Annotated in this window: 15 protein-coding genes; 4 read left to right on the top strand and 11 right to left on the bottom strand. The window is 70.5% G+C overall.

All coding sequences use genetic code 11. The features are described 5' to 3' along the window. Positions 1 to 50: 50 nt before the first annotated feature. Positions 51 to 497, bottom strand: coding sequence for a MerR family transcriptional regulator (locus tag B0B15_RS01695; protein WP_076673000.1), 447 nt, complete (start codon positions 495 to 497; stop codon positions 51 to 53). 6 nt (positions 498 to 503) lie between these two features. Between B0B15_RS01695 and B0B15_RS01700 the strand changes: the two genes are divergently transcribed. Further along, a complete protein-coding gene (locus tag B0B15_RS01700; protein WP_076673001.1) occupies positions 504 to 1,382 on the top strand; it encodes an NAD(P)/FAD-dependent oxidoreductase in 879 nt (292 codons plus the stop codon). A 42-nt stretch (positions 1,383 to 1,424) separates the two neighbouring features. After that, on the top strand, positions 1,425 to 2,504 hold the full coding sequence (locus B0B15_RS01705) for a hypothetical protein (protein WP_076673002.1): 1,080 nt from the start codon (positions 1,425 to 1,427) through the stop codon (positions 2,502 to 2,504). A gap of 6 nt (positions 2,505 to 2,510) precedes the next feature. Here the strand turns inward: B0B15_RS01705 and B0B15_RS01710 are convergent, their stop codons facing one another. Together B0B15_RS01710 and B0B15_RS01715 are read right to left on the bottom strand one after the other, a co-directional pair. Further along, positions 2,511 to 4,496: a bifunctional copper resistance protein CopD/cytochrome c oxidase assembly protein gene (locus B0B15_RS01710; protein ID WP_076673003.1), complete on the bottom strand. Its 1,986-nt coding sequence runs from the start codon at positions 4,494 to 4,496 to the stop codon at positions 2,511 to 2,513. A 77-nt stretch (positions 4,497 to 4,573) separates the two neighbouring features. Then, positions 4,574 to 4,861: an HU family DNA-binding protein gene (locus tag B0B15_RS01715; protein WP_013584778.1), complete on the bottom strand. Its 288-nt coding sequence runs from the start codon at positions 4,859 to 4,861 to the stop codon at positions 4,574 to 4,576. 415 nt (positions 4,862 to 5,276) lie between these two features. Here B0B15_RS01715 and B0B15_RS01720 point away from each other — a divergent pair, with 415 nt between their 5' ends. Both B0B15_RS01720 and B0B15_RS01725 read left to right on the top strand, forming a co-directional pair. Then, the gene (locus B0B15_RS01720; RefSeq protein ID WP_179078790.1) at positions 5,277 to 6,731 is read left to right on the top strand and encodes a helix-turn-helix transcriptional regulator; all 1,455 of its coding nucleotides are present in this window, start codon (positions 5,277 to 5,279) and stop codon (positions 6,729 to 6,731) included. A 174-nt stretch (positions 6,732 to 6,905) separates the two neighbouring features. Then, a complete protein-coding gene (locus B0B15_RS01725; RefSeq protein ID WP_076673005.1) occupies positions 6,906 to 8,357 on the top strand; it encodes a helix-turn-helix transcriptional regulator in 1,452 nt (483 codons plus the stop codon). Positions 8,358 to 8,442: 85 nt separating this feature from the next. Here B0B15_RS01725 and rpsN read toward each other — a convergent pair whose 3' ends face one another. The 8 genes from rpsN to B0B15_RS01765 all read right to left on the bottom strand — a co-directional run bounded on the left by rpsN (position 8,443) and on the right by B0B15_RS01765 (position 13,784). Continuing rightward, positions 8,443 to 8,748, bottom strand: coding sequence for a 30S ribosomal protein S14 (rpsN, locus tag B0B15_RS01730; RefSeq protein ID WP_013584776.1), 306 nt, complete (start codon positions 8,746 to 8,748; stop codon positions 8,443 to 8,445). Between the two features lie 4 nt (positions 8,749 to 8,752). Continuing rightward, positions 8,753 to 8,923, bottom strand: coding sequence for a 50S ribosomal protein L33 (gene rpmG, locus B0B15_RS01735; RefSeq protein WP_013584775.1), 171 nt, complete (start codon positions 8,921 to 8,923; stop codon positions 8,753 to 8,755). Next, positions 8,923 to 9,159 (bottom strand): 50S ribosomal protein L28, encoded by a 237-nt coding sequence (gene rpmB / locus B0B15_RS01740; RefSeq protein WP_055832508.1) that lies wholly within the window; start codon positions 9,157 to 9,159, stop codon positions 8,923 to 8,925. Before rpmB ends, rpmG begins: the two co-directional genes overlap by 1 nt. Before the next feature lie 243 nt (positions 9,160 to 9,402). Continuing rightward, positions 9,403 to 10,083 carry a DNA-3-methyladenine glycosylase gene (locus B0B15_RS01745; protein WP_076673006.1) on the bottom strand — a complete coding sequence of 227 codons (681 nt, stop codon included), beginning with the start codon at positions 10,081 to 10,083 and terminating at the stop codon, positions 9,403 to 9,405. After that, the gene (locus tag B0B15_RS01750; RefSeq protein WP_076673007.1) at positions 10,080 to 11,501 is read right to left on the bottom strand and encodes a hypothetical protein; all 1,422 of its coding nucleotides are present in this window, start codon (positions 11,499 to 11,501) and stop codon (positions 10,080 to 10,082) included. Before B0B15_RS01750 ends, B0B15_RS01745 begins: the two co-directional genes overlap by 4 nt. Further along, positions 11,491 to 12,348, bottom strand: coding sequence for a TIGR03943 family putative permease subunit (locus B0B15_RS01755; protein ID WP_076673008.1), 858 nt, complete (start codon positions 12,346 to 12,348; stop codon positions 11,491 to 11,493). The genes B0B15_RS01750 and B0B15_RS01755 overlap by 11 nt, the downstream gene beginning before the upstream one ends. After that, a complete protein-coding gene (locus B0B15_RS01760; RefSeq protein WP_076675075.1) occupies positions 12,341 to 13,384 on the bottom strand; it encodes a permease in 1,044 nt (347 codons plus the stop codon). The genes B0B15_RS01755 and B0B15_RS01760 overlap by 8 nt, the downstream gene beginning before the upstream one ends. Then, entirely contained in the window at positions 13,371 to 13,784 is a 414-nt protein-coding gene (locus tag B0B15_RS01765) for a Fur family transcriptional regulator (protein ID WP_076673009.1), read from the bottom strand. The genes B0B15_RS01760 and B0B15_RS01765 overlap by 14 nt, the downstream gene beginning before the upstream one ends. Between the last annotated feature and the right edge of the window lie 75 nt (positions 13,785 to 13,859).

A 13,859-nucleotide genomic window follows, 5' to 3' on the forward strand; every position in this document is an offset into this window, starting at 1 on the left:
GGGCGTCGGGATGCGGACCGGCACCCGATCTCCTCGGGTGCCGGTCGATCTCACGCGGGCAGCGGGCCGCCCCGCGGTTCCGTGCGGTCCAGCAGCCACCGCGCCTGGCCCGACAGCACGTCGGCGACGTGGCTGCGGAAACGTGGGCACTGCGTGATGTCGTGCGACCGGCACCGCAGCGCGTGCTCGGTCATCGCGCGCGCCTCGGCGATGTCGGCAGCGCGTCGATCGAGCTCGGCGATGTGCCCCTCGAGCACGCGGTGCCGGTCGGGCGCCCCCTCGTCGAGCAGGACGCGGATCTGCTCGAGCGACAGACCCGCCGCCTTGTTGCGCAGGATCACCGCGATGCGCACGATGTCGTCCTCGCCGAAGCGGCGTCGCCCCGCCGCGTCGCGCGCGGGATCGAGCAGGCGTTCGTCCTCCCAGTGCCGCAGCACGTGGGTGTCGAGGCCGAACCGCGCGGCCGCATCGCCGATGGATTCGCCATTTGACTTCATGTCGACATGAAGTCACACGATGGAGCGGAACGCAACCGGAAGGAGCTCATCGTGTACGACGCGATCATCATCGGAGGCGGCCCCGCGGGACTGCAGGCGGCCCTGACCCTCGGACGCATGCACCGGCGCACGCTGCTGCTGGACTCGGGCGAATACCGCAACGCGACCGTGCGCCACGCGCACAACCTGCTCACTAACGACGGCCGCGACCCGGCGGAGCTGCGCCGCATCGCGCGCGCCGAGATCGCCGCCTACGACACGGTCGAGACGAGGGATGCCGTCGCCGCCGACGTCGTGCCGGGCGACGGCCACCTGCGGGTCGTCGTCGACGGCGAGGAGCACCGCACCCACGCCGTCATCCTCGCCACGGGGGTGGCCGACGAGCTCCCGCCGATCCCGGGCCTCGCCGCGCACTGGGGCGACACGGTGGCCAATTGCCCCTTCTGCCACGGCCACGAATTCGCCGGACGCCCGGTCGCCGTCGTCAACGGGTCCGATCACGCGTCGGTCCTGGCGCGCATGCTCGAGCCCGTGGCATCCGAGGTGCACATCGTCGATCCCGCCGGTGTGCGCGAGGTCGTCGGCGAACCGGAGGGTCTGCGGCTCGTCCTCGACGACGGTTCCGCGCTCGAGGTCGCGGGGGCGTTCGTCGCTCCGACCTCGCGACCCCGCGGCGATCTGCTCGAGCGGCTGGGCGTGCAGCGGCAGGACTCCGGGGCAGTGCGGACGGACGCGTTCGGCCGCACGAGCGTCGAGGGCGTCTACGCCGTGGGCGACATCGCGCAGCCCGACCACCTCCCGGGCCCGCTGTTCTCCCTCGCCGCCGCCATCGCGGGCGGCCAGCTCGCGGCCGTCGCCGTGGTGCAATCGCGCGTCTCGCGGTGACGCGCGCGGCACCTCCCCAGCCGCACTTCCTACACTGGGGGCGTGGACAACGCAGGCGGGGGGCCCGCGACGCCCAGGAGCGTCGTCGGTGCGCGCTCGCGCCTGCGACGCGAGATCCCCGTGATGATCCTCATCGCAGCCCTGCTCGTCGCCGCTCTCGGCGCGGGAGCCGCCTCGTTGTACCGCGAGTTCTACAGCCCGCGCGCCTTCGTGCTGCACTACCTCGAACTGCTGCAGGACCGCCGCACCGCTGAGGCCCTGGCGGTGCCGGGCGTGGCCGTGGACTCCGCCGAGCTGGAGGCGTTGGGGCTTCCGGCCACCGCCTCCGAGGCGCTCCTACGCCCCGAGGCCCTCATGCCCCTGACGGATGCCACCGTGACCGATGAGACGGTGGCGGGAGACGAGACGCGGGTCACGGTGACCTACACCGCCGGCGGATACGCCGGCACCACGACCTTCGCGATCGAGCACGATCCGGGCGAGGGCGTGCTCCCCCGGTGGCGGTTCGCCCGCAGTCCCCTGTCCGTCATGGAGCTGACCGTCCTGGGCTCGATGCGCTTCTCGGTAAACGGCTTCGAGGTCGACAAACGGCAGGTGTCGATCGATCAGGCCGACGCCGACCCCTCGGCCGCGGTGCCCCTGCTCGTGTTCTCCCCCGGTCTCTACTCGGTCGCCGTCGACACGGCGATCTCCGCGACCCCGGGAGTCGCGGTGCTCGCCGATGCGCCGCTGGCCGGCATCCCGATCGACGTCCAGGCCGAACCCACCGAGGAGTTCATCGAGGTCGTGCAGGACCGCGTCGAGGACTTCCTCACCGCCTGCGCCGAGCAGAAGGTGCTGCAGCCCACCGGGTGCCCCTTCGGCTACACCGTGCGCAACCGGATCGACGGGGCGCCGACGTGGTCGATCGTCGAGCAGCCGGTCGTGACCGTGGTCCCCGACGGCGCCGGATGGCGCATCCCCTCGGCGAAGGCCGTCGCGCACATCGACGTCGACATCCGTTCGATCTTCGACGGCAGCGTCCGCACCGTCGAGGAGGACGTGCCATTCCGCGTCGACGGCCAGATCAGCGTGCTCCCCGACGGAACCGCGTCGATCCTCGTGGGCGGCGCGTCCGACTGAGCGGGCTCAGGTGCCGCCGTGCGCAGCTACCCGCGCATCGCGCTCGGCGAGACGGGCGAGCTCCTCGTTGTAGGCGTCGAGCTCGAGATCGCCGACGCGATCGACGTGGCGGTCGCGACGCCGCTGCTGACGCTCGTCGCTGCGGCTCCACTGGATGGCCACCGCGATCGCGAGGATGAGCGTCGGGATCTCGCCCACCGACCACGCGACGCCGCCGCCGACGTACTGGTCCTGCAACGGGGTCGCTCCCCAGGTGCGTCCCATTGCGCCGAACCACTCGGCGACCATCAACCCCGAGTTCATCATGATCGCGATGCCGAAGAAGGCGTGCATCGCCATGACGGCGATCAGCATGAGCAGGCGCATCGGGTAGGGCAGCCGGTAGGGGACGGGGTCGATGCCGATGAGGCTGAGCACGAACAGGTACCCCACGACGAGGAAGTGCGCGACCATCCAGATGTGTCCCACGTGGTCGTAGAGCGACCAGCGGAAGAGGTCGGTGTAGTAGAACGCCCACAGCGAGCCGATGAACAGACCCGCCGTGACATAGGGGTTGGTCAGCACCTTCGCGACCGGATTGTGCACGGCCCACAGGATCCACTCCCGGCCGCCGCGGGTGCCGTCGTCGCGTTTGCGGATCGCGCGGGCCGCGAGCGACACCGGCGCCCCGGCGACCAGCATGAGCGGGATCGCCATCGACAGCAGCATGTGCCCGATCATGTGCATGCTGAACAGGTAGTCCTGGTAGACGTTGACCGGCCCGGACGTCACCCAGAACACGCCGAGCATGCCGAGGCACCACAGCACGGTGCGGTAGACCGGCCACGAGTCGCCGCGGCGCAGCAGCCGCCACACTCCCGCGAGGTAGAAGAACAGCCCGCCCACCACGACGAGCGTCCACAGCAGGTCGACGTTGTACGCGGTGAACCAGCGCTCCAAGGTGAGATCGGGCGGCAGCGGGCTCCCGGTCAGCACCTCGGCGGGCGAGGTGCCCACCAGCGACGCCTCGCCGGGAGGAGGGGTGCGCGCCAGAGCGGCGGCGACACCGCTGGCGATCCCCATGAACACCAGTTCGAGCGACACGACGCCCCAGAAGCGGCGCGACCCGTTCTCTCCGCCCATGCGGGAGATGAGACGGCGGCGGTACCAGGCGCCGAGCACGCCCATCGCGAGGAGCGCCCCGACCTTGACCAGGACGAGCACACCGTAGGCGGACCACAGGTTCTGCAGCCCCTGGAGGCCGATCGAGGCGCGGACGGTCCCCGAGATCGCCACCACGATGAACGCGACGAGGGCGAGCGAGGAGTAGCGAAGCAGGACCGTCTGCAGCTGCGGCCGCGTCATCGCGGGCCGCAGGACGACGAGGAGCACGAGGCCGCCCAGCCAGACGGCCGCGGCGATGATGTGCAGCACGAGCGAGGTGACCGCGGCGTCGTGGCTGGTCTCGGCGCCGGTGTGCCCCTGCGTGCCCATCGGAACGAGCGCGGCGAGCGCGAGGATCGCCACGAGCATCGTCGGGATCCAGGAGCGGACGGCGAAGGTCAGCACGGTGAGCACCGCGCCCGCGATGGTGGTGACCAGCCATGCCTGGCCGACGGAACTCTCGACGAGGAACCGCCCGAGCTGCTGGCCGAAGACCGCATCGAGCGTGGGCTTGGCGTTCAGGACGTTCAGGAACGTCAGATAGCCCGTCACCGCTGCGGCGACGGTGAAAACCGCCGCACCGATCGAGGCCGTGTCGAGGGCGATCTCGAACGGGCGCTCCCCGGCTTTCAAAGCGAACAGCGCCAGCACGAGAGAGCCGACCATGGTTGCCGCCGCGAGGTTGACCCCCACCGTGGCGATCGGGAGCCCCCATCGCACCACCGGTCCGGGGTCGGCGAGCTGGGGCGCCACCGCTCCCCCGCCATAGGCGAGGCCCGCGACGACGGCGATCAGCGAGACCACGATCAGGATGCCGGGTCCCGCCACGCGCAGCAGTCGGGGATTCACCCTGCCAGCCTACGTCGCGCGGGGACGACGAAGGGGGGATGCCACTGAGCATCCCCCCTCGATGATTCGGTGTCGTCTTACTTGACGGCGGCCTTCAGCTTCGAACCCGCGGTGACCTTGACGCGCTTGCCGGCGGGGATGGAGATCTCCTCACCCGTCTGCGGGTTGCGGCCCGTGCGAGCCGACGTGGCGACCTGCTCGAAGGCGATCCAGCCGGGGATCGAGACCTTGCTGCCCTTGGCGACCGCCTCGGAGACGGTGGAGAAGAGGGAGTCGAGCACGCCCGACACGGCGGACTGGCTCTGCCCGGTCGCGCTGGCGATGCTCGCGACGAGCTCGGTCTTGGTGATGGACTTGTCGGCCATGTGGTTTGTCCTCCAGGCGACGACGGGCGTCGCCTCTCGTTACGCGGACGAGGAGGAATTCTCCTCGGTGGTCGGGAGACCGCCTCGACAGTATCAACCGAACCGCGGAATCACGCGGATCTTGAGCGATCTCCGACTTTTTCTCTTCGGCGTGTCACGGCACGACAGAGGTGGAACACCGCCGCGGGGGTCTCCGGCGGCCCTTGCGATGACGCTCACCGACTCGACTCGGGGGACTCCTGCGCCTTACCGGGTGATTTGCGCGGCATCCCTGGGCGAGGTTCGGGCAGGCTCCACCCACTGTTCCGCCCGCCGCCCGCATCGAGGTCACGAGCAGCCGAGGGGCGACGCTAGTATGTCGCCACCACGTCGAGGCCCTTGGAATTCGACAGCAGACCCCATCCGAAAGGTACGGATGCCCGGATCCCCGTCGTCCATGGACGCGCGCCGCGTACTGCACGCAGCGATCGCCTCAACGGCCGCACGCGTCCCGCCCGGAAACGGCGTGCCCTCCGTCCGCCACCTCGCCCTCATCGCCGAGTCGGAGCCGATCCCCACGCCCGCCGTCTGGACGGACTCGGCGGCGTTGACCCTCGCCACCCAATTCGTGGCGCGATCGCGTCAGGATGCGCTCGGCGAAAGCTCACACCTGGTCTCCCGATACTTCGACGGCGTGCGTCTGCGCCAGCCCGCCTCCTTGTCAGCCGGCGTACGTTGTGACCTCTACGCCTGCGTCGCGGAATACAGCGGCGCCCTGGGGTGGACCCTCATGGGCGCTCGTTTCGCCGCGGAAGCCCGGCTGTTCGCCGACACTCCCGCCCTCCTCTACCGCACGACGACCCTCATCGCCCTTCATCAGGCGATGAACGGGGAATTCGCCGCCGCCGACACGGAGATCCGTCACGCGCAGCAGATCTTCGAATCCCAGGGGTGGCCGGCGCTGGAGCAGAACTACGGACATTTCGCGGCGGAGATCGCCGTGGCCACGTCTCGTGCCGACGTCACGCGATTGCGGGAGGCCAGTAGTCAGATGACCTCCACCCACCCCGATGACCCCTACTGGATCTTCACGGCCGGGATGGCCGACGTCACCGCTCATCTGTTCGCACGCGAATTCGCCGAGGCTTTCGCGTTGAGCTCGGCGCTGCTCCACAGCAGTCGGCGCCTCAGCAGCCACAGTTTCCCCCGGCAGAACCTCCTGTGTCTCCACAGCGACATCCTCGTCGCGCGAGGGGAGTTCGCGCAGGCCCTCTCCCTGCTCGAGCAGCACGAGAGCATGCCGGTGCACGGCATCTGCTTGCCCTCGCAACGCGCGGCGAGCCTGCTGGGTCTGGGACGAGAACGCGAGGTGCTGGCCGTGACGGAGGCGTGCGCGACCGACGAGGACGACCACAACCTGCGAATATTCGTCCCTCTCCTCGTCCGCCGCGCCGTGGCCTTCCATCGCCTGGGAGACACGCGACGCGCGACGCAGAGCTTCGAATCAGCACTGCTGCTCCTCGGACGGGCGGGTGTCTCGCTCCTGCCGTTCGTCATGCTGCCCCACGACGAGGTGCGAACGCTCCTCGACGCGGTCGCCGTTTCCCGCCCCGCCTTGCAGGACGAGATCACCGAGATCCGCCGTGCCCTGCACAGGGTCGCCGCACCGCCCCGGGCAGCACCCGCGACCCGGGCGGATGCAGGGCTCACGGCCGCCGAGCGCGAACTGGCCGCGATGTTGCCGACGCCGATGAGCCTGCCCGACATCGCTCACGCGCGCGGGGTGTCGGTGAACACGATCAAGAGCCAGGCGAGGTCGATCTATACGAAGCTGGGAGTCGGCGGGCGTCGCGCAGCGGTCGAGGTCCTCTCCCGCTCACTCGAGAGATGACGCCCACTTACCGACGTGGCCGCCGCGCCGGCCGGGCAACCGCGGGACGTACCGCGACCCGCCGGGTTCTCCGCGGTCGGTCCGGCAGTCGGCCCGACGGCCGCATAGCGGGGCGCGTCGGAGGCTCTGTGACGGGATGCGCGCTCGACATCGACGCGGCGCGAAGGAGTTCGCATGGCCGGTGAACGGGCGCCGGGGGAGCCGGGAGCCGGCCTCGAAGCGGCGTCGATCGCGACCGTCGCCCGTCTCGCCCCGGGTCACGGCGTCCCCCTCCTTCGCGATCTGGCGCTGCTCGCTGAGACGCAACCGCCGGCCCCGCCGGTGTCGTGGACGGACGCCAACGCGATCGATCTCGCCGCGTGCCTCGCTGCACGTGCCCGTCGTGACGCACTCGATGGAGGGATGAATCTCATCACCCGCCACTTCGAGGGCGGGCGACTCACCCGCCCCGGTACCTTGAGCTCGGGTGTGCGATCTCAGCTGTACGCGAGCGCGGGCGAGTATTGCAGCGCGATCGGGTGGCCGCAGATGGGGGCGCGCTTCAGCGTCCAGGCCCTTCTCTTCGCCGATACGCTCTCGCTGCGCTATCGGGCGCTGTCCCTCGCTGCACTCGCACACGCCCTGAACGGCGAGTATCAGTCGGCGGAATCCGACATCGCCACGGCGGAGGAACTCTTCGGGAACGAGGGCTGGCCGCACGAAGAGACCGACTACCTGCTGCTGCTCGCGCACGCATACGTCGCCGCCGCACGAATCGACGTCCCCCGACTGCGGAGCGCGTCGACGAGGATGGCGAAGGCGCGGTCCGACGATCCGCACACAGCGTTCTCGGCAGACGCGATGGACGCCGTCGCCGAGATGCTCAGCGGCGACTTCGCCGCGGGACGCGCGGGGAGTCGACGCCTCCTCGGTGGCACTCTCCGGCACAGCAGCCACCGCATGGTGCGTCACTCCCTGGTGTGCGCGACGTCCGACCTGCTGGTCGCCCAGGGCGAGCATCGCCAGGCACTCGCCATGCTCGAGCCGTACGAGAGTCCCGAGGGACACAGCATCTGCTTCTCGATGCAGCGAGCGGCGGCTCTCCTGCACCTCGGACGCGAGCGCGACCTGCTGAACGAGACCGAAGCCTGCGCAGCGTCGGGCACCGACCACTGCTTGCGCACGCTGATTCCCGTCCTCACGAGACGCGCGCTGGCCCTGAATCGTCTCGGTCATCCTCGCCGCGCCAGGGACACGATGGAAGCAGCACTTCTCCTCATCGCACGCACCGGTCTGCCGGCGGCGCCGTTTCTGATGCTTCCCCGTCACGAGACACAAGTCCTCGTCGACATTGCGATGGACGGGCACGACGAGCTCCTGGCCGTCGCACCGGCACTCCGCGCCGCGCTCGCCCACGCAGCCCTACCCGACTCGGAACGCGTCGCCACGGCGGCCTCCGCGTCGCTTACTCCAAGCGAGCGCGCCCTCGCCTCACTTCTGGCGACCCCGGTCAGTCTCGCCGAGATCGCACGGGAGCGCCGCGTCTCGCTGAACACGGTGAAGAGCCATGTGCGCTCCATCTACCACAAACTCGATGTCCGAACTCGCGCGGAGGCGGTCGAGCGGCTGACCCGCCTCGAGAGGTGAGACCCGCCCGCGGCCGAGCCCCGTCGAGACGCCGAAGGGCGGGGGCCCTTTCGGAACCCCCGCCCTTCGAACGGATCGCTGGTGCTTACCAGCTGGACTTGGTCACACCGGGCAGCTCGCCACGGTGGGCCATGTCACGGAAGCGGACGCGCGAGACGCCGAACTTCGTGAGGACACCACGGGGGCGGCCGTCGATGACGTCGCGGCTGCGCACGCGCGCGGGCGACGCGTTGCGGGGCAGCTTCTGCAGACCCACGCGGGCGGCCTCGCGGGCCTCGTCGGTCGCGGTGGGGTCGACCAGGGTCTTCTTCAGCTCGGCGCGCTTCGCGGCGTAGCGCTCCACGACGACCTTGCGCTGCTCGTTGCGCGCGATCTTGCTCTTCTTAGCCATGTGCTTAGCGCTCCTCTCGGAAGTCGACGTGCTTGCGGACCACGGGGTCGTACTTCTTGAGCACGATGCGGTCGGGGTTGTTGCGGCGGTTCTTGCGCGTCACGTAGGTGTATCCCGTGCCGGCGGTCGAACGCAGCTTGATGATCGGACGGACGTCCTGAGCCTTCTTCGCCATTACAGCTTCACGCCCTTCGCCTGCAGGTCACGGACGACGGACTCGATGCCGCGAGCGTCGATGACCTTGATGCCCTTCGCCGAAACGTTGAGCTTGATGTTGCGACCCAGCGACGGAACGAAGTAGGTCTTCTTCTGCACGTTCGGGTCGAAGCGGCGCTTCGTCCGGCGGTGCGAGTGCGAGATGTTGTGACCGAAGCCGGGAACCGCTCCAGTCACCTGGCACACTGCTGCCATGGTGATGTCTCCTTCTGTACCGTGACACCGGACGGTGCCACCCAAGATCCCTTGTCTGCACCCCGTCTGCGCACGGACGAACACCGCGATCAGAAGGTGGGATGCGAACTGCGTGCTGGAGTGCGCGCAGACAAGGGGTCAGTCTAGCACGGCGTGTCGGCTTGACCTGATCAGGCCATCGAACCGGGGTCCTACGCCCGCCGAAGGGACCGGACCCCACGACCACCGATGGCTTCGGCGCGCTCAGCCCCCTCCTTCGGCTGCTTCGGCGGCTCCGCGCCCCCAACGGAACGCCGAGACCGTGGCATCCCCCTCGATCCAGAAGCGCCACGGGAACGCATGGGTGCCGGCGATGCCCGCCACGCCCACACGGGGTCCGGTCGCCACGACCGCCGGCGGTGCGTCGGGCAGCAGCAGTCGCGCTCGCGCCCCCGCCCGCTCTGCACCGGTGACCGCGTCGATGCCGTCGTGCACCGGATGCCGCAGGCCCACCGCGTCGCCGAGGCGTCCGGGGCCGCGGGCGAGATCACGCGCCGCCCGCACGGCGCCGCGGCGTTCGAGACGGCGCCGCTCGGCGATCTCCGCGCCCTCGACGATCTCGCCGCCGCGCAGCAGCACTCCGCCGGCCACCCCGTCGGGCCCGCAGACCACGTTGACGCAGGAGTGGATGCCATGGCTCAGGTACACGTACAGGTGGCCGGGTTCCCCCCACATCGTGGCGTTGCGCGCGGTGGGGCCCATGCGCGCGTGGGAGCCCGGATCGGGCCGGTCGCCCGTTCCGCGCCCGTGGTAAGCCTCGACCTCGGTGAGGCGCACGACGACGCGCTCCCCCTCGATGACGGTCTCGAGGAGGGCGCCGAGCAACCGCGGCGCGACCTCGACGGGGAGGTCGGCGAGCTCGGCGCGGGTCGCGGGGTGCGTCACTGCGGCGGGACCTGGCACCACGAGAGGTCGAAGCCCTGCAGCGCCACGACCTCCTGGCCGGTGTCGACCTCGACGAGGTGGGTGAGAAGACGCTGCGGAAGCGGCAGCTGGTAACGGTCGAAGGGGTTGTCCACGGCGCGCGGCGCCACCAGCACGGCGGCATAGCGTCCGCTGGGCGAGACGCAGGTCTGCAGCACCGTGTCGGAGCCCGGCACGTTCAGCAGCGGGCGGACCGTTCCGTCGGTGTCGACGTGCGCCACGATCGTCGAGCGCGACACCCCGTCGGAGCTGATGTCGGCGAACGGACGGATGGTGCCCGCTCCCGCGCCCGGCACGGGGGTGGCCCGGCCCGCGAGGCCCGGCGGATCGACCGGCTCGACGAGTCCCTGCTCGGAGCCGTCGGTGAGGTCGATCTCGCGGATGCCTTCCAGCCGCTCCACGACCGCGACCGACGACCCGCGGGCGATGCCGTCGATCGACACGGCACTGCCCAGTGGGGCCGCATTCCCACCCTGGGCGTCGGTGAGCAGGAGGCGCGAGTCGAAGGTCAGCACGAGCATGCTGTCGGTGTCGGGCACGAAGCGGTAGTCGGCGATGCGCACGTCGCCGCCGTTCAGGCCGACCTCGGTGGGCGGGGCGTCGTCGGCGGCCGACGCCGTGAACAGACGGCTCTCGCGTCCGCCCGCCGTGCCCAGGTCGGCGTCCGAGAAGGTGAAACCGATGCGCTCGCCACGGTCGGCGGACTGCAGGTTCGTGACGAATCCGGGCCCCGGGAGGGTGATGTCGCGCTCGTTCTTCCCGTCGGGGTCGGTCACGATGACCCGGGCGGTGTCGCCGTCGCGCACCGAGATCACGAGGTGGTTCGCTGTCGCGCGGAAGTCCTCGATGTGCGGGTGCACGAAGACGGGAAGACCGGCCTCGCCCTTCAGGTCGGTACGGAAGATCGTGTCACCCTCGGGGGTGCCGCGCTGCATCAGATAAGCCTGCAGCGGCGGCGTGCGGAAGGTCTCGGTGAGGGTGGACGCGGGGCCCGCCCCGAGGCCGTTCACGCCGGTGACGGTGATGCGGTAGTCGGTGTCGTCGCGCAGGGGCAGGGTGAAGCGCACGCCCACGCTGCGACCCGAGGTATCGACGGTGAAGGGGGTCGCCGGCTCGACCTCGACCTGCGAGGGGTCGACCGTCTCGAGCGACTGGGTCGTGGTCAGGATGACACGGGAGCCCGAAGCCGCCACCCCGGCCGCCGGGTCGACCTGGACGTCGGTGACGCGCGGCCCCTGGGCGACGGCGACGACTCCGCCTACTCCGCCGACGACGATCAGTCCGACCAGCACCGCCGCGAAGGCGACCGCGAAGCCGCGGCCGCGCCTCTTGCGCGCGCGCGAGCGGCGGGACTCCCCCGCCCGGCGGTCAGTACTCATACGGATCCGCCGGCTCGTCGATCGCGGCGACCTCGTCGGCACGCACCTCGAGTGCGCCGTCGGCGCTCGAGCGCACGGTCCCGGTCACCGTGACCCACTGCCCCGTCGAGGGCGCGTCGACGGAGGCCGCGATCGGCAGACGGGCGGTCTGCGCGTCGATCACGCAGTGCGTGATCACCAGGCGCGTCAGGTCGAAGGTGGCGCCGTCACCGCCCGGGGTGATGAAGCCGGTGAGGGTGACGGGCTTGCCGTCGAAGGTCTCGGGATTCGTCGCGTGCGCGAAGACGGCCGACCAGTCGCCGATGCCGAATTTCGAGGTGTCCCCGGACGCCGCGAGGGTCACGACGTCGGAACCGGCGAACAGCGGCGGCGCGCCGATGTCGCGCGAGACGGCGAGCTCGGCCGACAGCGAGGCCGCGGGGGTCAGGAGCACAGCGATCACCGCGCCCGAGGCCAGCACCCCTCCCGTGAACGCGGCGATCCCACCCGGCGTCAGGCGGGGACGAGCGGCAAGGTGGTCGTGCGCGGCGTGATCGTGGTCGTCGAGGGGATCGCTGTGCTCGTGGTCGGCGTGGGCGAAGGCCTCCCGGCGCGCCGAAGCGCCGGCCGGCGCATGACCGTGCTCGTGGTCGTGGCCGTGATCGGCCTCCGCGCCGAGCGGCAGGGCGAACGACGCGATCGCCCCCACGAGCGCCACGACCGACATGCCCACCGCGAACCACGCCGAATCCGGATTGATGTACAGCGACATGCGGCCCGTCGCCCACAGCGTGATGGTGGTGATCGACAGGCAGACCGTCAGCCCCACGCCGAGCCAGCGGGTCGCGAGCGCACTGGTTCTAGACAAGGAGGTTCACCACCGTTCCGAGTGCGAAGGCGAAGAGCACCACGACGACGGTCATCCCCGCCAGTACGCGGGTCGTGAAGGTCGTGCGCAGCAGCGCCATCATCTTCAGGTCGATGATCGGACCGACCACCAGGAAGGCCACGATCGAACCGGGCGTGAAGGTCGAGGCGAACGACAGCGCGAAGAACGCGTCGACGTTCGAGCACAGCGACACCACGAGGGCGAGCACCATCATCGCCGCGATCGACAGGGCGGGGTCCGAGCCGATCGCCAGCAGGGCGCTGCGGGGCACGAGCACCTGCACCGCCCCCGCGAGGAGCGAACCGATGATGAGCGCCGGCATGACCGACCGCAGCTCGACGACGAACTGGGCGAGGGAGCGGCGGCCGCGGTCGCCGCGCTCCTGCACGACGATCTCGCACGTCTCGAGGAAGCGCTCGGTCAGCAGCTTGTCGGGATCCGGATGCCGGCTGTACAGCCACCCGATGAGGTTGGCGACGAGGTACCCACCGATCAGACGTGCGACGAGGATGCCGTCGCTGAAGCCGAACGCGGCGTGCGTGGAGATGATGACGATCGGATTCACGATCGGCGCCGCCACGAGGAAGGTGAGCGTGTCGCTCACGCCGAACCCGCGCATGAGCAGGCCGCGGGCGAAGGGCACGTTGCCGCACTCGCAGACCGGGATGAACATGCCCAGCAGCGACAGCACCGCGCGGCGCGCCCACGGCGCGCGCGGCATCCATCTCTCGATCGCGCCCGGCGGCACCCACACCTGCACGATGATCGAGAGCACGACGCCGAGGATGACGAACGGCAGCGACTCGATGAGCACGCTGAGCGCGAGCGTCAGGCCGTCCTGCGCGCGGGTCGGCAGCGGCTGCGAGAAGAAGGTGGGAGCCAACGCGTCGACGAGGAACAGTGCGGTGACCACGACGACACCCAGGCCGAGGGCGACGAGGGTGCGGGAGCCGCCGGAGCGGGGGGCGGCGGAGCGCCGACGCGTGGGCGGCGCGGTGCGACTACTCGTCGCCACGCTCGCGAGCCCGAGCACGGGCGCAGTCGGTGCAGATGCCGAAGATGTCGACGACGTGCTCGGCTTCGCTGAAGCCGTGCTGGGCCGCGGTGCGCTGCGCCCACTCCTCGACGTCGGTCGCCGCGATCTCGACCGCCTTGCCGCACGAGCGGCAGATGAGGTGGTGGTGGTGGCCGCGGGTCTCGCACGCGCGGAAGAGGTTCTCGCCGTCGGGGCTCTGGAGGGAGTCCGCGTCGCCGCGCGCGGCGAGGCCGGCGAGCGTGCGGTAGACGGTGGCCAGGCCGATGCCGGTGTTCTCGTCGCGCAGCGTCGCGTGCAGCGACTGCGCGCTGACGAAGCCGCCGGCGCCGGAAAGGGCTTCGCGCACGCGTTCGCGCTGCCACGTGTTGCGCTGGACCATGGCGGCGAGTCTATCGAGCGGTTCGGTGAATCGCCTGGGTGCGGGACGCGTTCCGTCGCACGGGAGGGCCCGCCG

Source organism: Microbacterium sp. RU1D (assembly GCF_900156435.1).
Taxonomy (GTDB): Bacteria; Actinomycetota; Actinomycetes; order Actinomycetales; family Microbacteriaceae; genus Microbacterium.

Excerpts from the sequence above, each read along its gene's own strand:
- B0B15_RS01700 (WP_076673001.1), top strand. The coding sequence starts at position 504 with ATGAAGTCACACGATGGAGCGGAACGCAACCGGAAGGAGCTCATCGTG.
- B0B15_RS01695 (WP_076673000.1), bottom strand. The coding sequence starts at position 497 with ATGAAGTCAAATGGCGAATCCATCGGCGATGCGGCCGCGCGGTTCGGC.
- rpsN (WP_013584776.1), bottom strand. The coding sequence starts at position 8,748 with ATGGCTAAGAAGAGCAAGATCGCGCGCAACGAGCAGCGCAAGGTCGTC.
- B0B15_RS01765 (WP_076673009.1), bottom strand. The coding sequence starts at position 13,784 with ATGGTCCAGCGCAACACGTGGCAGCGCGAACGCGTGCGCGAAGCCCTT.
- B0B15_RS01720 (WP_179078790.1), top strand. The coding sequence starts at position 5,277 with ATGCCCGGATCCCCGTCGTCCATGGACGCGCGCCGCGTACTGCACGCA.
- B0B15_RS01725 (WP_076673005.1), top strand. The coding sequence starts at position 6,906 with ATGGCCGGTGAACGGGCGCCGGGGGAGCCGGGAGCCGGCCTCGAAGCG.
- B0B15_RS01750 (WP_076673007.1), bottom strand. The coding sequence starts at position 11,501 with ATGAGTACTGACCGCCGGGCGGGGGAGTCCCGCCGCTCGCGCGCGCGC.
- rpmG (WP_013584775.1), bottom strand. The coding sequence starts at position 8,923 with ATGGCGAAGAAGGCTCAGGACGTCCGTCCGATCATCAAGCTGCGTTCG.
- rpmB (WP_055832508.1), bottom strand. The coding sequence starts at position 9,159 with ATGGCAGCAGTGTGCCAGGTGACTGGAGCGGTTCCCGGCTTCGGTCAC.
- B0B15_RS01715 (WP_013584778.1), bottom strand. The coding sequence starts at position 4,861 with ATGGCCGACAAGTCCATCACCAAGACCGAGCTCGTCGCGAGCATCGCC.